Annotated in this window: 15 protein-coding genes; 5 read left to right on the top strand and 10 right to left on the bottom strand. The window is 73.6% G+C overall.

Annotated elements, in window-relative coordinates; all coding sequences use genetic code 11:
• Positions 1–72: 72 nt before the first annotated feature.
• Together ACY0MR_RS24550 and ACY0MR_RS24545 are read right to left on the bottom strand one after the other, a co-directional pair.
• A complete protein-coding gene (locus ACY0MR_RS24550; RefSeq protein WP_388798933.1) occupies positions 73–1,167 on the bottom strand; it encodes a tetratricopeptide repeat protein in 1,095 nt (364 codons plus the stop codon).
• Complete coding sequence (locus ACY0MR_RS24545; RefSeq protein WP_473555379.1) at positions 1,164–2,513, bottom strand: ATP-binding protein; 1,350 nt, start codon at positions 2,511–2,513, stop codon at positions 1,164–1,166. The genes ACY0MR_RS24550 and ACY0MR_RS24545 overlap by 4 nt, the downstream gene beginning before the upstream one ends.
• Before the next feature lie 75 nt (positions 2,514–2,588).
• Between ACY0MR_RS24545 and ACY0MR_RS24540 the strand changes: the two genes are divergently transcribed.
• Entirely contained in the window at positions 2,589–2,963 is a 375-nt protein-coding gene (locus ACY0MR_RS24540) for a hypothetical protein (protein ID WP_388798927.1), read from the top strand.
• A 49-nt stretch (positions 2,964–3,012) separates the two neighbouring features.
• Here the strand turns inward: ACY0MR_RS24540 and ACY0MR_RS24535 are convergent, their stop codons facing one another.
• The 4 genes from ACY0MR_RS24535 to hrcA all read right to left on the bottom strand — a co-directional run bounded on the left by ACY0MR_RS24535 (position 3,013) and on the right by hrcA (position 7,156).
• A complete protein-coding gene (locus tag ACY0MR_RS24535; RefSeq protein WP_392042935.1) occupies positions 3,013–3,756 on the bottom strand; it encodes a 16S rRNA (uracil(1498)-N(3))-methyltransferase in 744 nt (247 codons plus the stop codon).
• The gene (locus tag ACY0MR_RS24530) at positions 3,753–4,832 is read right to left on the bottom strand and encodes a nitronate monooxygenase (protein ID WP_473555377.1); all 1,080 of its coding nucleotides are present in this window, start codon (positions 4,830–4,832) and stop codon (positions 3,753–3,755) included. Before ACY0MR_RS24530 ends, ACY0MR_RS24535 begins: the two co-directional genes overlap by 4 nt.
• A gap of 167 nt (positions 4,833–4,999) precedes the next feature.
• Entirely contained in the window at positions 5,000–6,136 is a 1,137-nt protein-coding gene (gene dnaJ, locus ACY0MR_RS24525; RefSeq protein ID WP_361849550.1) for a molecular chaperone DnaJ, read from the bottom strand.
• Complete coding sequence (hrcA, locus tag ACY0MR_RS24520; RefSeq protein WP_361849548.1) at positions 6,137–7,156, bottom strand: heat-inducible transcriptional repressor HrcA; 1,020 nt, start codon at positions 7,154–7,156, stop codon at positions 6,137–6,139. It lies immediately after the preceding gene.
• A 148-nt stretch (positions 7,157–7,304) separates the two neighbouring features.
• On the opposite strand from hrcA, the gene ACY0MR_RS24515 reads away from it, so the two are divergent.
• From ACY0MR_RS24515 to ACY0MR_RS24505, 3 genes are all read left to right on the top strand, one after another.
• Positions 7,305–8,033 carry an MBL fold metallo-hydrolase gene (locus ACY0MR_RS24515; protein WP_361849546.1) on the top strand — a complete coding sequence of 243 codons (729 nt, stop codon included), beginning with the start codon at positions 7,305–7,307 and terminating at the stop codon, positions 8,031–8,033.
• 124 nt (positions 8,034–8,157) lie between these two features.
• Positions 8,158–8,958 (top strand): DUF3097 domain-containing protein, encoded by an 801-nt coding sequence (locus tag ACY0MR_RS24510; RefSeq protein WP_361849544.1) that lies wholly within the window; start codon positions 8,158–8,160, stop codon positions 8,956–8,958.
• Positions 8,959–9,286: 328 nt separating this feature from the next.
• Positions 9,287–10,522 (top strand): Cmx/CmrA family chloramphenicol efflux MFS transporter, encoded by a 1,236-nt coding sequence (locus tag ACY0MR_RS24505; RefSeq protein WP_473555372.1) that lies wholly within the window; start codon positions 9,287–9,289, stop codon positions 10,520–10,522.
• Here the strand turns inward: ACY0MR_RS24505 and hemW are convergent.
• The 3 genes from hemW to lepA form a co-directional block, all read right to left on the bottom strand.
• On the bottom strand, positions 10,519–11,760 hold the full coding sequence (gene hemW / locus ACY0MR_RS24500) for a radical SAM family heme chaperone HemW (RefSeq protein ID WP_473555369.1): 1,242 nt from the start codon (positions 11,758–11,760) through the stop codon (positions 10,519–10,521). The genes ACY0MR_RS24505 and hemW overlap by 4 nt on opposite strands.
• An 81-nt stretch (positions 11,761–11,841) precedes the next feature.
• Positions 11,842–13,719 (bottom strand): AMP-dependent synthetase/ligase, encoded by a 1,878-nt coding sequence (locus ACY0MR_RS24495; protein ID WP_403313271.1) that lies wholly within the window; start codon positions 13,717–13,719, stop codon positions 11,842–11,844.
• Positions 13,720–13,915: 196 nt separating this feature from the next.
• A complete protein-coding gene (gene lepA, locus ACY0MR_RS24490) occupies positions 13,916–15,781 on the bottom strand; it encodes a translation elongation factor 4 (protein WP_473555366.1) in 1,866 nt (621 codons plus the stop codon).
• Positions 15,782–15,965: 184 nt separating this feature from the next.
• Here lepA and rpsT point away from each other — a divergent pair, with 184 nt between their 5' ends.
• Complete coding sequence (gene rpsT / locus ACY0MR_RS24485) at positions 15,966–16,232, top strand: 30S ribosomal protein S20 (protein ID WP_030317512.1); 267 nt, start codon at positions 15,966–15,968, stop codon at positions 16,230–16,232.
• A 770-nt stretch (positions 16,233–17,002) separates the two neighbouring features.
• Here rpsT and holA read toward each other — a convergent pair.
• A complete protein-coding gene (holA, locus tag ACY0MR_RS24480) occupies positions 17,003–17,992 on the bottom strand; it encodes a DNA polymerase III subunit delta (protein WP_388798908.1) in 990 nt (329 codons plus the stop codon).

Raw genomic sequence — 17,992 nt, 5'->3', positions numbered from 1 at the left:
CCTGGGCCTCCTCGCTCGTCGGTCGCTACACGCGCATGCTATCCGCCGCCGGGAGGGCCGCCGTGTCCCTGGTCAGTCCTTCGGCGCGCGCCGGTTGAGGGCCGAGCGGCTCACCCAGTACGTGACGATCACGGCCCAGAACAGCGGCGTGCCGAGCCCGCCGACCACCCCGGCGTCGAAGGACCAGAGGGCCATCGACACCACCGAGTAGAGCGCGAGCAGCCCCACGGCGGCGGCCATCGCCACCACGGGCCGGCAGGAGCGCGCCACCAGGAGCATCGGACGGCGCAGCCGGGGCGGCACCCGGCGGCTCATCCACAGCACCCAGCCGCCCCAGGCGCCGACGATCACGGCCGCGCCGATCAGGAACGGCACGACGGCGGCGGCGCCGGTCTCCCCGTTGCGGGCGGGGGCCGCGCCGAACGTCGAGGCGATGAAGCCGAGCAGGGCGACCCAGCGCGCCCCCGCCACGGTGTTCCAGGCCATGGCCTCCAGGTTGTAGCGGGCCTTGCGGTCCTGGAGGTCCAGCGCGGCCGAGGCGACGAAGCCCTCGGCGGCCTGCGTCCAGGCCCCGCGCCGGAAGCGGCGCCGCCGCAGCTTCACCAGCGACAGGTTGTTGTGCGCCTCGCTGCTCTGCGGGTTGAGCCGGAGGGCGGCCTCGTACGCCCGCTGCGCGGTGGTGTGGTCGCCCCGGCGCTGCGCGGTGAGCCCCACCAGGAAGTGGGCGGCGTCCTCCTCGGGGGCGAGGCTGACGGCGGCCCGCGCGGCCTCGTACGCCTCGACGGTGCGCGCGGGCGTCCGCGCGTGCTCGGCGAACTGCGCGAGGGCGGTGCCGAGGGCGTAGTGCGTGCCCCAGTACTGCGGGGCGAGCCGTACGGAGTACCGGGCGGCGGTCTCGGCCTCGGGGAACCGCCGCAGTTCGAGGAGGATCTGGACGCGCATCAGCCAGGCCGAGAGCAGCTCCGGCTCGGCGCGCAGCGCGCCGTCCACGGCCGCCAGGGCGGCCTGGTGCTCCTCGGCGCGATGGTGGCAGCGGGCGAGGAGGACGAGCGCCCCGGCGTCCTCCGGTTCGCTCGCCAGGTGCTGGGCCACGAGCTCCCCGGCCTGCGCGAACCGCCCCGTGTCGTAGAGCGCTTCGGCGCGCAGGAGCGCCGTAGGCGTGGTCACAGCTTGCGCTTCCGCTTGAGGTGGGCGAGGAGGTCGTCGTACAGGCCGCCCTCGTTGGCGAACATGGCGACGTTCCGGGCGGCCGCGAACCACGGCTCGGTCGACGGCTTGAGCTGCTTGGCCGCGCCCAGCAGGTCCTTGGTGGTGATCAGCCGGACGGAGCCGCTGCGCGCGGAGTCGAGGAGCGCGGTCTCGGCGGCGGTCTCGCAGACGTGGGCGAGGTCGGCGCCGGAGAAGTCCTCGGTGGCCTTGACGAGCCTGCCGAGGTCGACGGCCTCGATGGGCCGCTCCCGCAGGTGGTAGCGGAGGATCGCCTCGCGTGCGGTGGCGTCGGGCGGCAGCACGAGGAGGGTGCGGTCGAGCCGGCCGGGGCGGCGCAGCGCGATGTCCACGTCCCAGGGGACGTTGGTGGCGGCGAGCACGAAGACGCCCTCGTTCCCGGCGCCGCCGGCGATGCCGTCGAGCTCGGTGAGGAGCTGGTTGACGACGTTCCGCAGCCCGCTGTGGTGGGTGCGGGAGCGCTTGGCGCCGAGGGCGTCGAGCTCGTCGAGGAAGACGACGCAGGGGGCCTGGCGGCGGGCCGTCTCGAAGATGTCGTGGATGTTCTTCTCGGACGCCCCGATCCACATGTCGAGGACGTCGGAGAGCGAGACGGTGAGGAAGTTGGCGCCCAGCTCGCCCGCGACGGCCCGGGCGATGAACGTCTTGCCGCAGCCGGGGGGCCCGTAGAGGAGCAGGCCGCCGCGCAGCGACTTGCCGTACAGCCTGCGCAGTTCGGGGTTGCGCATGGGCGCGAGGAAGGCGGCCTCCAGGCGGTCCTTGACCTCCTCCATGCCGCCGACGTCGGCGAGGCGTACGGCTCCGGGCGCGTCGACGTCCCAGGCGTCGGCGTCCCCGCCGGCACCGGCGCCCTCGGCGGCCTGCGGGTCCTCCAGGAAGCGGGGGCCGACGACGTCCTGGACCTGCTGCTCGGCGGCGTCCCAGTCGAAGCCGGAACCGGCGGGGGCCCCGCCCCCGGCTGCCGCGGCGGGCCCGGCGGGCGGCTCCGCGCCCGGCCCGGCCGGCTCGCCCGGCCTCGCCGGTCCGGCGGGATCGGCGGTGGCGGCGGTGGCGGCGGGCCCGGGCGGCCCGGCGGCCGGGGGCAGTCCCATGGCCCGCACCATCAGCGCCCGCGCGTCCGCGTCCCCCGGCGCGTGCTGGAGCGCGGCGGCCGCCTCCGCCACGGCCTCGTCGTTCCGCCCCTCGGCGAGGAGGAGTTCGGCGAAGTGGAGGCGCAGGGGCACGTCAGCGGGCGCGGCGGCCACGGCGGCGCGCAGACTGCGGATCAAGGGGGACTCGTCGGCCATGCGGTCAGCCTAAGGAGGGCGCGGGGCCCGCCGTCCACCGGGTGCGCCCCGGTGCCCCTCCGTACACTTCGCCGGATGAGACGGGACCGCGTGCCGCGCAGACTGACGGTCGGCTCCGAGGTGTGGCTGTGGACGGTCGGGCACCGGCACTCCCCGGGCTGCCTGACCTTCCTCACCCTGCGGCGGGCGGCGGACCGCCACGCCCAGCTCCGCCTGGTCTTCCGGGACGGCCCCGGGCGCATCGTGTCCGGCTACCCCTTCGGCGCCGGCGACATCGCCTCGACGGGCCCCGGCGCCGTCCTCAACCTGAACGAACCGGGGGTCGCCCGCCGCTTCCTCGACGAGGCCGCGGCCCGCGGCCTGCTCCCGACCGCCCACGGCATCCGCGACGAGGACGGCTGGCCCCTCTACGACACCCTCGCGGCGCCGTCCCCGCCCGCGAACGCCTGACTCCGGCATCGGCCCGGAAAGCACCGGCGCGTCCCGCGGGAGGTGCCGCTCAGCTCCAGCGGCCCGTGCGGCCCAGGACGAGGGCCGTCGCCGCCGTACCCGCCGTCGAGGTCCGCAGCACGCTCCGGCCGAGCCGGTACGGCTTCGCCCCGGCCGCCTCGAACGCGGCGAGCTCCTCCGGGGACACCCCGCCCTCGGGCCCGACGACCAGCACGACCGAGCCCTTCGCCGGGAGTTCGGCGGTGGCGAGCGCGCCGCTGGGGTGCTCGCGGTCCTCGTGCAGCACCGCCGCGAAGTCCGCGCCGGCGAGCAGCGCGGCGACCTGCTTGGTCGTCATGGCGTCCGCGACCTCGGGGAACCGGGACCGGCGCGACTGCTTCCCGGCCTCGCGCGCGGTGGACCGCCACTTGGCGAGCGCCTTGAGGCCCCGGTCGCCCTTCCACTGGGTGATGCAGCGGGAGGCGGCCCACGGCACGATCGCGTCCACCCCGGTCTCCGTCATGGTCTCCACGGCGAGCTCGCCGCGGTCGCCCTTGGGGAGCGCCTGGACGACGGTGATCCGGGGCTCCTCCTCCGGGTCCTCGTGGACCTCGTCGACCCGCACGGTGAGCTGGTCCTTGCCCTCGGCGGCGAGCACCGCGCAGGCGGCCCAGCGGCCGCGACCGTCGGCGAGGACGAGTTCCTCGCCGGCCCGGAGCCGCTTCACCGAGACGGCGTGGCGGCCCTCGGGTCCGTCGAGGAGGAAGGTCCCGGGGCCGGGGACGGCATCGACGACGAAGACGGGTGCGGTCATGAGGCGCTCCTGTGGGGCAGCTCGGAGAGAGCGGTGTCGAGTTCGGCGGCCAGCACCTCGACCAGCTGCCCGGCGGGGAGATCGCGGGCGAGCCGATGGCCCTGACCGGCCCACAGTGCCATGCCCTGGGCGTCGCCCGCGGCGGCGGCGGCCTTGCGGAGCGGGGCGGTGAGGTGGTGGATCTCGGGATAGGCCGCGGGGGCGTACGGTCCGTGCTCCCGGACGAAGCGGTTCACGAGGCCCCGCGCGGGTCTTCCGGTGAAGGCCCGGGTGAGGGCGGTCCGGGTGTACAGCGGGTCGGTCAGGGCCCGCTTGTGCAGGGCGTGGGCTCCCGACTCGGGGCAGCGGAGGAAGGCGGTGCCGAGCTGGGCCGCGTCCGCCCCGGCGGCGAGGACGGCGGCGATCTGCGCGCCGCGCATGATGCCGCCGGCCGCGACGATCGGCAGGGAGACGCTCTCGCGGACCAGGCCGAGCAGCCCGAGCAGGCCGGTGCCCGGGGCGTCCTCGGCGGGGTCGTCGCGGAAGCCGCCCTGGTGTCCGCCGGCCTCGGCGCCCTGCACGCAGACGGCGTCCGCCCCGGCCTGCTGGGCGGCGAGGGCCTCGTCGGCGGAGGTGACGGTCACGATCGTGAACGTCCCGACCCGCGCGAAGGAGGCCAGGACCTCGGGCGCGGGGCAGCCGAAGGTGAAGGAGACGACCCGGACCGGGTCCTCCAGCAGGATCGCCAGCTTCGCGTCGTACGCGTCGTCGCGGTGGTCGTCGGTCTCGCCGAGCGGGGTGTCGTACCAGGTGGCCTCGCCCGCGAGCTGGTGCCGGTAGACCTCGACGGCCGCGGGGTCGGCGGGCCGTCCGGAGTCCGGCAGGAAGAGGTTCACGCCGAAGGGGCGCGCGGTGAGTCCGCGCAGCTGCTTGATCTCCTGGTAGAGGCCGCCGGCCGTCTTGTACCCGCCGGCCAGGAACCCGAGCGCCCCGGCCGCGGACACGGCTCCGACCAGCTCGGGGGAGGAGGCGCCACCCGCCATGGGGGCCTGCACGATCGGGAACCGAGAGAGATCGTTCAGTGCGGTGGTGGACATATGGGCATCGTGCCATGCGCCTGCTTCCGGGCCGAATCCGTCCGTCAGGTCACGGAGGGGCCGGCTCCGGCGGCCCGCGGCGGGCGTCCGACCCGTGCCCGGGCCGACGGAAGGGGCGGTCGCCGCGATCCGCGGCCACCGCCCCTTCCGTCCGGAGATTCTCCGGCCTAACGCCCGTTGAACGCGTCCTTCAACCGCGAGAACAGTCCCTGCTGCCCCGGCTGGAACTGCCCGGTGGGCCGTTCCTCGCCGCGGAGCTTGGCCAGTTCGCGCAGGAGGCGCTCCTGCTCGGCGTCCAGCTTGCCCGGGGTCTGCACCTCGACGTGCACGATCAGGTCGCCCCGGCCGTTCCCGCGCAGATGCGTGACGCCGCGGCCGTGCAGCGGGATCGACTGGCCGGACTGGGTGCCCGGCCGGATGTCGATCTCCTCGACGCCGTCGAGGGTCTGCAGCGGCACCTTGGTGCCGAGCGCGCCCGCGGTCATCGGGATGGTCACCGTGCAGTGCAGGTCGTCACCGCGCCGCTGGAAGGTCTCGTGCGGCGTCTCGTGGATCTCGACGTACAGGTCGCCGGCGGGGCCGCCGCCGGGGCCGACCTCGCCCTCGCCCGCGAGCTGGATCCGGGTGCCGTTGTCGACACCGGCCGGGATCTTGACCGTGAGGGTGCGGCGGGACCGGACCCGGCCGTCGCCCGCGCACTCGGGGCACGGGGTCGGGACGACGGTGCCGAAGCCCTGGCACTGCGGGCACGGACGGGAGGTCATGACCTGGCCCAGGAAGGACCGGGTGACCTGGGAGACCTCACCGCGGCCGCGGCACATGTCGCAGGTCTGCGCGGAGGTGCCGGGCGCGGCCCCCTCGCCGGAGCAGGTCGTGCAGACGACCGCCGTGTCGACCTGGATGTCCTTGGTGGTGCCGAAGGCCGCCTCGTTGAGGTCGATCTCCAGCCGGATCATGGCGTCCTGGCCTCGGCGGGTCCGCGAGCGCGGGCCGCGCTGCTGGGACGTGCCGAAGAAGGCGTCCATGATGTCGGAGAAGTTGCCGAAGCCACCGGCCCCGAAGCCGCCCGCGCCGCCTCCGCCGGAGGCCGACAGCGGGTCGCCGCCCAGGTCGTAGACCTGCTTCTTCTGCGGGTCCGAGAGGACCTCGTAGGCGGCGTTGATCTCCTTGAAGCGTTCCTGCGTCTTCGGATCGGGATTGACGTCCGGGTGCAGCTCGCGCGCGAGCCTCCGGAACGCCTTCTTGATCTCGTCCTGGGACGCGTCGCGGCGCACGCCGAGTACGGCGTAGTAGTCCGTGGCCACTTACGACTCCGCCAGGATCTGTCCGACGTAACGTGCCACTGCGCGTACCGCTCCCATCGTTCCGGGGTAGTCCATGCGGGTCGGTCCGACCACGCCGAGTTTGGCGACTGCCTCGCCGCCCGAACCGTAGCCGACCGAGACGACGGACGTGGAGCTCAGCCCCTCGTGGGCGTTCTCGTGCCCGATCCGTACGGTCATGCCCGATTCCTTGGCCTCGCCGAGCAGCTTGAGGAGCACGACCTGCTCCTCCAGTGCTTCGAGCACGGGCCTGATCATCAGGGGGAAGTCGGGGCCGAAGCGGGTGAGATTGGCGGTACCGCCGATCATCAGCCGTTCCTCGTGCTCCTCGACCAGGGTCTCCAGGAGGGTCGCGAGCACGGACGAGACCGTGGCGCGGTCCTCGATCTCCTCGAAGGACTCGGGAAGGTCCTGCACCAGCTGCGGCACGTCGGCGAACCGGCGGCCGACGACCCGGCTGTTGAGCCGGGCCCGCAGGTCGGCCAGCGAGGTCTCGCCGAACGGCGCGGGGCAGTCCACGACCCGCTGCTCGACGCGTCCGGTGTCCGTGATGAGCACCAGCATCAGGCGGGCCGGGGCCAGCGAGAGCAGCTCCACGTGCCGGACCGTCGAACGGGTCAGCGAGGGGTACTGGACGACGGCGACCTGCCGGGTCAGCTGCGCGAGCAGCCGGACCGTGCGGCCGACGACGTCGTCCAGGTCCACCGCGCCGTCGAGGAAGTTGTGGATGGCCCGGCGCTCGGGCGTCGACAGCGGCTTGACGCCGGCGAGCCGGTCGACGAAGAGGCGGTACCCCTTGTCGGTCGGAATGCGGCCGGCGCTGGTGTGGGGCTGGGCGATGAAGCCCTCTTCCTCCAGGACGGCCATGTCGTTGCGCACGGTGGCGGGCGAGACGCCGAGCTTGTGGCGCTCGGTGAGCGCCTTGGAGCCGACGGGCTCCTCCGTCCCGACGTAGTCCTGGACGATGGCGCGCAGCACCTCGAGCCTGCGTTCGCTGAGCATCGCGCGCACCTCCAGCTGTCGACGTCGTTCCGGTTGCTCCGCTTTTGGCACTCGCCCTGTCCGAGTGCCAGCGATCCCCCGGCCAGTGTACGGCGGCGGGCGTCGCTCCTGGCAAGGTGGCGGCGCCCGCACCCGCTAGCGTCGCCCCATGGACATCGATTGGGAAGCGCACGGATGGGAGCGGCTCGCCGACGGGGTGGGGCGGCGACGGCTGCCGGGCTGGGACGCCACCGTGGGGCTGGTCCTGGGCACACGGGCGGTGCTGCTGTACGACACGGGGTCCTCGCTCGCGGAGGGGGCCGGACTGCGGGCACAGATCGCCGCGCTCACCGGTGGCCGAAAGGTGACGCACATCGCACTCAGCCACCCCCACTTCGACCACGTCCTGGGCACGGCCGTCTTCGCGGGCGCCGAGGTCTTCGGCGCGGTGGGCGCGGACGACCTGCTGGGCGGGGCGCGGGCCCGGGAGGAGATGCGTGCGGACGCGGTCGCGCAGGGCATGGACGCGGAGGCCGCGGAGGCGGCCGCGGACGTCCTGGTCGCCCCGCGGCACGTGGTCTCCGGCGAGTGGACGCTCGACCTGGGCGGCCGGCAGGTCCTGCTGGCCAACGTCGGCCCCGGCCACACGGGCCACGATCTGGTGCTCCTGGTGCCGGGCGAGCGGGAGGTGGTCTTCTGCGGCGACCTGGTCGAGGAGTCCGGCGAGCCGCAGGCGGGCCCGGACGCGATCCCCGCCCGCTGGCCGGACGCGCTCGACCGGCTGCTGCGGCTCGGCGGCGAGGACGCGGTGTACGTCCCGGGGCACGGAGCGGTGGTGGACGCCGCGTTCGTACGACTCCAGCGGGAGGAACTGGCGACGCGCTTCTCCGTCGCATAACGTCGCCCGGATGCGCAGCTACAACCCGGATCTGACACCCCCTTGACCGCACCTCCCGGGGGACGACCCCCGGACCCCCGGCAACACCCCTGACACCGCGCCGCCCCGGACAGGAAGCGACCCCATGCGCAGCTACAACCCGGATCTGACACCCCCTTGGAAGCGCTCGGCGCCCGTTCCCGAGGTCCCGGCCGACCGCGACCTGGTCGTCGAGGAGGTCACCACGGGCTTCTGCGGGGCGGTGATCGGCTGCGAGGCGGGGACGGTGACCCTGGAGGACCGCTTCGGCAAGCACCGCGTGTTCCCGCTGGACCCGCGGGGCTTCCTCCTGGAGGGGCGGGTCGTGACCCTGGTCCGCCCGTCGGCCGGGCCGGCCCGTCCCACCCGGACGGCCTCGGGCTCGGTGGCGGTCCCCGGGGCGCGGGCCCGCGTGGCGCGCGCCGGCCGGATCTACGTGGAGGGCCGGCACGACGCCGAGCTGGTGGAACGCGTCTGGGGCGACGACCTCCGCATCGAGGGAGTCGTCGTGGAGTACCTGGAGGGCGTCGACGACCTCCCGTCGATCGTCGCGGAGTTCGACCCCGCCCCGGACGCCCGCCTGGGCGTCCTGGTGGACCACCTGGTCCCGGGTTCGAAGGAGTCGAGGATCGCCGCCCAGGTGACCTCGCCGGACGTGCTGGTCGTGGGCCACCCGTACATCGACGTCTGGGAGGCGGTGAAGCCGGCGTCGGTGGGCATCCGTGCCTGGCCCCGCGTCCCCAGGGGGCAGGACTGGAAGACGGGCGTGTGCGAGGCCCTGGGCTGGCCCGCGAACACCGGCGCCGCCTGGCAGCACATCCTGTCGCGGGTGACCTCGTACAAGGACCTGGAGCCGGAGCTGCTGGGCCGGGTGGAGGAGCTGATCGACTTCGTGACGGCGCCGTAGGGATCCGCCGGAGCCGGCCCCGGGGGGGCTGAGTCCGGGCCCACCGGAACGGGGGTGCCCCGGCGGGGCGCGGTCGGGTAGCGTGCCCGGCATGTCGAGCCCCGAGTCGGACACGTCGGGGGCTTTCGGTCACGCCGTCAGCCCCCTCGCCCCCCGCCTTCTCCCGGACCAATGAGTCCGCTCCGTACGGCCCCGCCCGGGTCGTACGGCCGATGGCTCGCGCCCTCCCGCCGCACCACGCGGCCGGGCGTGGGGCCCGTGGGTGCTGACCGCGGTGACGAGATGCCTCTGCCGTCATTTCCTCACCACGGAACCCCGGAGCCACTCGATGCCCCTCACGCTCCCCCTGCTCGCCCTGGCGGTCTTCGCCATGGGCACATCCGAATTCATGCTCGCCGGCCTCGTGCCGGACATCGCCGCCGACCTCGGCGTCCCCGTCGGCAGCGTCGGTCTGCTCACCTCGGCCTTCGCGGTCGGCATGGTCGTCGGCGCACCGCTCCTGGCCGCGCTCGCCCGCTCCTGGCCGGTGCGCTCCGGCCTCCTCGGCCTCGTCCTCGTGTTCGCCGCGGCGCACGTGCTGGGCGCGGTCACGGGGAGCTTCGCCGTCCTCCTCGCCACCAGGGTCGTCGCCGCCGTCGCGAACGCCGGGTTCCTCGCCCTGGCCCTGACCACCGCCACCCGGCTCGTGCCGCCGGACCGGGCGGGCCGCGCGCTGGCCGTCCTGCTGTCCGGCACGACGCTGGCCACCGTGGCCGGAGTCCCCCTGGGGTCCCTGCTCGGCACCCTGCTCGGCTGGCGGGTCACGTTCTGGGCGGTCGCCCTCCTCTGCCTGCCCGCGGCCCTCGGCGTGCTCCTGGGCCTGCCCGCGCGCGCCGCGCGGGAGGACACGGCCGGGGTGCCGGACCTGCGCGCGGAGTTGGCACGGCTCCGGCGGCCGCGGCTGCTCGTGGTGATGCTGCTCGGTGCCCTGGTGAACGCGGCGACCTTCGCGGGCTTCACCTTCCTGGCCCCCGTCGTGACCGGGACGGCCGGTCTCGACGCGCTGTGGGTGCCGGTCGCCCTGGTGCTCTTCGGGCTCGGCTCCTTCGCCGGGATCACCCTCGCGGGGCGGTGGTCCGACCCGTACCCGGGCCGGGTCGTCGCGGTCGCCGGGCCGCTGCTGCTCGTCGGCTGGCCGGCCCTGGCCCTGCTGGCCGAGGAGCCGGCGGCGCTGCTCGCCCTGGTGTTCCTGCAGGGCGCGGGGTCGTTCGCGCTGGGCGGCACGCTGATCGCCCGGGTCCTGCACGAGGCCGCGGGAGCCCCCACCATGGCGGGCTCGTACGCGACCGCGGCGCTCAACGCCGGGGCCGCCGCGGGGCCGCTCGTCGCCGCCCTCGCCCTCCGGGCCGGAGCGGGCCCGCTCGGCCCGCCGTGGGTGAGCACCCTGCTCGTCCTGGTCGCGCTGCTCGTCGCCCTGCCGTCCCGCCGGATGCTGACGGCGGCCCGAGCGGTGCCGCCGGGTCCGGGGACGGCCGGGCGGGGCCACCCTGCCGCGGACCCGGCGCGCTCGCCGGAACGGCTCTAGTCGACGAGGTCCCGCACCACGGCGTCGGCGAGCAGGCGCCCGCGCAGGGTCAGCACCGCCCGGCCCGCCGCGTAGGGACCGGCGTCCAGGAGCCCGTCGGCGAGGGCCCTGCGGGAGGCTTCGAGGCCCGCCGGCTTGAGGAGGGACAGCTCGACGCCCTCCTTGAGCCGCAGTTCGAGGAGGACGCGCTCGACCCTCCGGTCCTCCTCGGAGAGCAGCTCACGGCCGGCCCCGGGGGTCTTCCCGGCGGCCAGCGCGGCGGCGTACGCCCCGGGGTGCTTGACGTTCCACCAGCGGACGCCGCCGACGTGGCTGTGGGCGCCGGGGCCCGCGCCCCACCAGTCGGCACCGCGCCAGTACAGCTCGTTGTGGAGGCAGCGGCCGGCTTCCGAGGTGGCCCAGTTGGAGACCTCGTACCAGGCGAAACCGGCCGCGGAGAGGACGTCCTCGGCGATCAGGTACCGGTCGGCGTGGACGTCGTCGTCGGTCATGGGGACCTCGCCGCGCCGGATGCGGCGGGCGAGTTGCGTGCCCTCCTCGACGATCAGCGCGTAGGCGCTGATGTGGTCGGGTCCGGCGCCGAGGGCCGCGTCGAGGGAGGCCCGCCAGTCGTCGTCGGTCTCCCCCGGGGTGCCGTAGATCAGGTCGAGGTTGACGTGCTCGAAGCCGGCGGCCCTCGCCTCCCCGACGCAGGCCTCGGGGCGGCCCGGGGTGTGCGTGCGGTCGAGGATCTTCAGGACGTGCTGCTTGGCGCTCTGCATGCCGAACGAGATCCGGTTGAACCCGCCGGCGCGCAGCTCCGCCAGGTAGGCCGGGTCCACGGAGTCGGGGTTGGCCTCGGTCGTCACCTCGGCGTCGTCGGCGAGCCCGAACTCCTCGCGGACGGCCCCCAGCATCCGTACGAGGTCGCCGGCGGCGAGCAGCGTGGGCGTGCCGCCGCCCACGAAGACGGTCCGGACCGGCCGGGGGTCGTCCCCGAGGACCTTGCGGGCGAGCCGGATCTCCTCGACGACCTGGTCGGCGTAGTTGTCCCGGGAGGCGAGCACGCCGCCGGTCCCCCGCAGCTCGCCGGTCGTGTAGGTGTTGAAGTCGCAGTACCCGCAGCGCGTCGCGCAGTAGGGCACGTGCAGATAGAACCCGAGCGGACGCTCCCCGGCCCCTTCCAGGGCGTGCGGGGGCAGCGCCCCGTCGTCGGGGACGGACTCACCATCGGGCAGTACGGAAGGCATGAGCCCCATTGTCCCGTACTGCCCGGGGTGGACGTCCGGCCTGTGGACAACCTCTCCACAGGGGGCGGGCCGGGCCCCGCGCGGGCGGCGTCAGGACTCCCGCGAGCCCGCGTACATCTCCTCGATGAGCGCCTTGTACTCGCGCTCCACCACCGGCCGCTTCAGCTTCAGCGACGGGGTCAGCTCGCCGTGCTCGATGTCGAGGTCGCGCGGCAGCAGCCGGAACTTCTTGATCGTCTGCCAGCGCTGGAGGCCCTCGTTGAGACGGTCGACGTAGCCCTGGACCATCTCGACGGTCTTCGGGTCGGCGACGACCTCGGCGTACGACCTGCCCGCGAGGTCGTGGTCGGCGGCCCAGCCGAGGAGGGTAGGCTCGTCGAGGGCGATCAGGGCGGTGCAGAAGTTCCGGTCGGCTCCGTGCACGAGGATGTTCGAGACGAACGGGCAGACGGCCTTGAACTGGCCCTCGACCTCGGCCGGCGCGATGTACTTGCCGCCGGACGTCTTGATCAGGTCCTTCTTGCGGTCGGTGATCCGCAGGTAGCCGTCGGCGGACAGCTCGCCGATGTCGCCGGTGTGGAACCAGCCGTCGGACTCCAGGACCTCGGCCGTCTTCTCGGGCAGGCCGTGGTAGCCCTCCATGACGCCGGGGCCGCGCAGCAGGATCTCGCCGTCGTCGGCGATCCGGACCTCGGTGCCGGGGAGCGGCTTGCCGACGGTGCCGGTGCGGTAGGCCTCGCCCGGGTTGACGAAGGAGGCCGCGGAGGTCTCGGTGAGTCCGTAGCCCTCCAGGATGTGGATGCCGGCGCCGGAGAAGAAGTAGCCGATCTCGGGGGCGAGCGCGGCGGATCCGGAGATGCAGGCGCGGAGGTTGCCGCCGAAGGCCTCGCGGATCTTGGCGTAGACGAGCGCGTCGGCGACCTTGTGCTTGGCGGTGAGGCCGAAGGGCGCGGAGGCGGTGCCGGTGCGGCGGAAGTTGTCCTGGCTGGTCCGCGCGTACTCGCGGGAGACGCCGGCGGCCCACTGGAAGATCTTGTACTTGGCCCCGCCGGCGGCGCGGGCCTTGGCGGCGACGCCGTTGTAGACCTTCTCGAAGATGCGGGGCACGGCCGCCATGTAGGTGGGCTGGACGACCGGCAGGTTCTCGATGATCTTGTCGACCCGGCCGTCGACGGCGGTGACGTGGCCGACCTCGATCTGGCCGGAGGTGAGGACCTTGCCGAAGACGTGGGCGAGCGGCAGCCACAGGTACTGGACGTCGGCCTGGGTGACGAGGCCGGTGGCGGCGATGGCCTTGGCCATGTACGACCAGTTGTCGTGCGGGAGGCGGACGCCCTTGGGGCGGCCGGTGGTGCCCGAGGTGTAGATGACGGTGGCGAGCTGCGTGGCGGTGATCGCCGCGACCCGCTCCTTCACGGCCTCGGGGTGCTTCTCCAGGTACGCCCTGCCGCGCGCCTCCAGCTCGGCGAGGGTGAGGACGAACTGGCCGTCGCTCTCCACCCCGGTCGCGTCCACGACGACGACGTGGCGGAGGTTCGGCAGTTCGGCGCGGCGCTCGACGGCCTTGGCGAGCTGGGCGGCGTCCTCGGCGATGAGGACCCGCGACTCGGAGTCCGAGAGGATGAACGCCGACTCCTCGGCGTTGGTCTGCGGGTAGACCGTGGTGGTCGCGGCGCCCGCGCACATCACGCCCAGGTCGGCGAGGATCCACTCGACCCGGGTGGAGGAGGCGAGGGCGACCCGCTCCTCGGCGGCGACACCCAGGTCGACGAGGCCGGCGGCGATCGCGTAGACCCGTTCCGCGGCCTGCCCCCAACTGAGCGACTTCCAGTCGTCCGGGCCGGTTCCGGAGGCGGCGGGCACCGGGTAGCGGTAGGCCTCCGCATCCGGAGTCCGCTCGACGCGCTCAAGGAAGAGGGTCGCCACGGAGGGCGGCCGGTTCTCGATCTGGGTCTGTGTGTCGCTCACGACGTCCTCCGGGCGGCGGCGGTGCCTTCTGGCGGTTCGTAACTAACTGGCGAGTAACCTTCGAGCCGGGATCAGACTAAAGGCCCGAGGTCCGGCGCGTAAGGGCCTGCAGCGCGTCGCTTGATAACGAACGGGCCCACGCGCACTAGGCACGTGGACCCGTTGCATGCACAGGGCAGCTTCGTGGGCGCCCCTGCTACTTCTTCTTGCCCGAGGACTCGTCGCTCGACAGGACGGCGATGAAGGCCTCCTGGGGCACCTCCACCGAGCCGACCATCTTCATGCGCTTCTTGCCTTCCTTCTGCTTCTCCAGCAGCTTCCGCTTACGGGAGATGTCACCGCCGTAGCACTTGGCGAGGACGTCCTTGCGGATGGCCCGGATGGTCTCGCGGGCGATGACCCGGGAGCCGATCGCGGCCTGGATCGGCACCTCGAACGCCTGCCGCGGGATGAGCTCGCGCAGCTTGGCGACGAGCCGCACGCCGTAGGCGTACGCGGCGTCCTTGTGGGTGACGGCGGAGAAGGCGTCGACCTTGTCGCCGTGCAGCAGGATGTCGACCTTGACCAGGCTGGAGGCCTGCTCGCCGGTGGGCTCGTAGTCGAGGGAGGCGTAACCGCGCGTCTTGGACTTCAGCTGGTCGAAGAAGTCGAAGACGATCTCGGCCAGGGGCAGGGTGTAGCGGATCTCGACCCGGTCCTCGGAGAGGTAGTCCATGCCGATCAGGGTGCCTCGACGGGTCTGGCAGAGCTCCATGATCGCGCCGATGAACTCGCTGGGGGCGAGGATCGTGGCGCGTACGACGGGCTCGTACACGTCGCTGATCTTGCCCTCGGGGAACTCGCTCGGGTTGGTGACCGTGTGCTCGCTGCCGTCCTCCATGACCACGCGGTAGACCACGTTGGGGGCGGTGGCGATGAGGTCGAGCCCGAACTCGCGCTCCAGCCGCTCGCGGATCACGTCGAGGTGGAGGAGCCCGAGGAAGCCGACGCGGAAGCCGAAGCCCAGCGCGGCGGAGGTCTCCGGCTCGTAGACCAGCGCGGCGTCGTTGAGCTGCAGCTTGTCCAGGGCCTCGCGGAGGTCCGGGTACTCCGAGCCGTCCAGCGGGTAGAGGCCCGAGAAGACCATCGGCTTCGGGTCCTTGTAGCCGCCGAGGGCCTCGGTGGCGCCCCTGTTCAGGGAGGTGATCGTGTCACCGACCTTGGACTGGCGGACGTCCTTCACACCGGTGATGAGGTAGCCCACCTCGCCGACGCCGAGACCGTCGGACGGCGTCATCTCCGGGGAGGAGACGCCGATCTCCAGCAGCTCGTGCGTGGCGCCGGTCGACATCATCTTGATGCGCTCGCGCTTGTTGAGCTGGCCGTCGACCACACGCACGTAGGTCACGACGCCGCGGTACGAGTCGTACACCGAGTCGAAGATCATCGCGCGCGCGGGGGCGTCGGCGACGCCCACCGGGGCGGGGACGTCCCGGACGACCCGGTCGAGCAGCGCGTCGACGCCGACACCGGTCTTCGCGGAGACCTTGAGGACGTCCTCCGGCTGGCAGCCGATGAGGTTGGCCAGCTCCTCGGAGAACTTCTCCGGCTGGGCCGCCGGCAGGTCGATCTTGTTCAGCACGGGAACGATCGTGAGGTCGTTCTCCATGGCCAGGTAGAGGTTGGCCAGCGTCTGCGCCTCGATGCCCTGGGCCGCGTCGACCAGCAGGATCGTGCCCTCGCAGGCCGCGAGCGACCGGGACACCTCGTACGTGAAGTCGACGTGCCCGGGGGTGTCGATCATGTTCAGGATGTGCGTACTGCCCTGACCCGGCCCCTCGGTCGGCGCCCACGGCAGCCGGACCGCCTGGGACTTGATCGTGATGCCGCGCTCCCGCTCGATGTCCATGCGGTCGAGGTACTGGGCACGCATCTGCCGCTGGTCGACCACACCGGTCAGCTGGAGCATCCGGTCGGCGAGCGTGGACTTGCCGTGGTCGATGTGCGCGATGATGCAGAAGTTACGGATCAGAGCCGGGTCGGTACGGCTCGGCTCGGGCACGTTGGTAGGAGTCGCGGGCACGCAGGGTCTCGTCTCGGGGCGATGTCGGATCGATACGTAGGCTCCATGGTCCCATGCCCGTCGCCCGGCGCCCGGTTTGGGCGGGCACGAGAGTGGCTGATACCGTGGACAGCTGTGCCTCGTGTGCCCTCTCAGCCTGCGAGACACATTCAGAAGGAACATCGAACCTGTAAAGGCTCTTTTCGTGGCGAACATCAAGTCCCAGATCAAGCGGAACAAGACGAACGAGAAGGCGCGCCTGCGCAACAAGGCCGTCAAGTCCTCGCTCAAGACCGCGATCCGCAAGGCCCGCGAGGCCGTCGCCGCGGGTGACGTCGAGAAGGCCACCGTGGCTTCCCGCGCCGCCTCCCGCGCGCTCGACAAGGCTGTCTCGAAGGGCGTCATCCACAAGAACGCCGCCGCCAACAAGAAGTCGGCGCTGGCCACCAAGGTTGCCGCTCTCCAGGGCTGAGCTCTGATGTAACCGGCCGCACGGGACCCAGCGGGCCCTCTCTCCCGCTCCCACCCGGCCACCCAGGACTCGCACGCGGACGCGTTCGCCACGCGGGTGCGAGCCCACCGGCTCAACACCGAAGGCCCCGCTCCCTCCTTCCCCAGGAGCGAGCGGGGCCTTCGGCGTGCGCGGGGGAAGACGGGGCGGGGGCGGGCTTCGACACCAGGGAACGCCCCGGGCCGACTCACGGAAACCGGGGGCAGGAGCGGGGCACGGACGGGCCGGGTCGGAGCCGGGGCCGGGAGGCTTGGCGCCGGGGCCGGAAGCGGGGCACGGGCGGGTCGGAGCCGCGGCCGGGAGGCTTGGCGCCGCGGCCGGGAGCCCGCCGGGGCCGGGAGGCTTGGCGCCGGGGCCGGAAGCGGGGCACGGGCGGGTCGGAGCCGCGGCCGGGAGGCTTGGCGCCGCGGCCGGGAGGCCGCCGGGGCCGGAAGCGGGGCGCGGAAGGCCCGAGGCCGGGAGCGGGCACGGAAGGCCGGGGGTGCCGGGCGGCGGCGTTCACGGCCGCCGGAGGCGGACGGCGGCACGCCGACCACCTCCGCACCACCAGCCCCACCGGGTCTCCCAGCCCCACCGGCTCGGCCTGCCCACCGGCCCGACCGACTCCACCAGCCCACCGGCCCACCAGCCCCCGGCAGGGTTTCGGGAAGGGGTGGGGTGGGGAATCCGCCCTGGCCACCGACCGCCCCGCCTCCCACCCCGCACCGAGGCGCCACGCGCCCCGGCACCACCTACCCGCGCCGCATCCTCGCCGCCCGGGCCACCGCGACCACCGCCTTCTCCAGGGCGTACTCCGGGTCGTCCCCGCCGCCCTTCACCCCCGCGTCGGCCTCCGCGATCGCGCGCAGCGCGAGCGCGACCCCGTCGGGGGTCCAGCCCCGCATCTGCTGCCGCACGCGGTCGATCTTCCACGGCGGCATGCCGAGCTCCCGCGCCAGGTCCGCCGGCCGGCCGCCCCGCGCCGAGGACAGCTTGCCGATCGCCCGTACGCCCTGGGCCAGCGCGCTCGTCACGAGCACCGGCGCGACCCCGGTCGAGAGCGACCACCGCAGGGCCTCCAGGGCCTCCGCCGCCCGGCCCTCGACCGCACGGTCCGCGATGTTGAAGGAGGACGCCTCGGCGCGGCCGGTGTAGTACCGCCCGACGACGGCCTCGTCGATCGTCCCGTCCACGTCGGACGTGAGCTGCGCGACCGCGGAGGCGAGCTCCCGCAGATCGCTGCCGATGGCGTCGACGAGCGCCTGGCAGGCCTCGGGCGTGGCCGAACGCCCCAGCGTCCGGAACTCCTGCCGCACGAACGTCAGCCGTTCCGCCGGCTTCGTCGTCTTCGGACAGGCCACCTCCCGCGCCCCCGCCTTCCGCGCGGCGTCGAGCAGCCCCTTGCCCTTGGCGCCGCCGGCGTGGAGCAGGACGAGCGAGATGTCCTCGACCGGGTCGTCGAGGTACGCCTTGACGTCCTTGATCGTGTCGGCGGACAGGTCCTGCGCGTTCCGCACGACGAGCACCTTGCGCTCGGCGAACAGCGACGGGCTGGTGAGCTCCGCGAGCGAGCCGGGCTGGAGCTGGTCGGACGTGAGGTCGCGGACGTCCGTGTCGGCGTCGGCGGCGCGCGCGGCCGCCACCACCGCCTGGACGACACGGTCGAGGAGCAGGTCCTCCTGGCCCACGGCGATCGTCACGGGGCCGAGGAGGTCTTCGGGGGAAGTCTTTCTGGTGGCCAT

Source organism: Streptomyces sp. JN8, assembly GCF_055808075.1.
The sequence above is the reverse complement of the archived record's forward strand: the minus strand, read 5'-3'. Positions and strand labels throughout refer to the sequence as shown.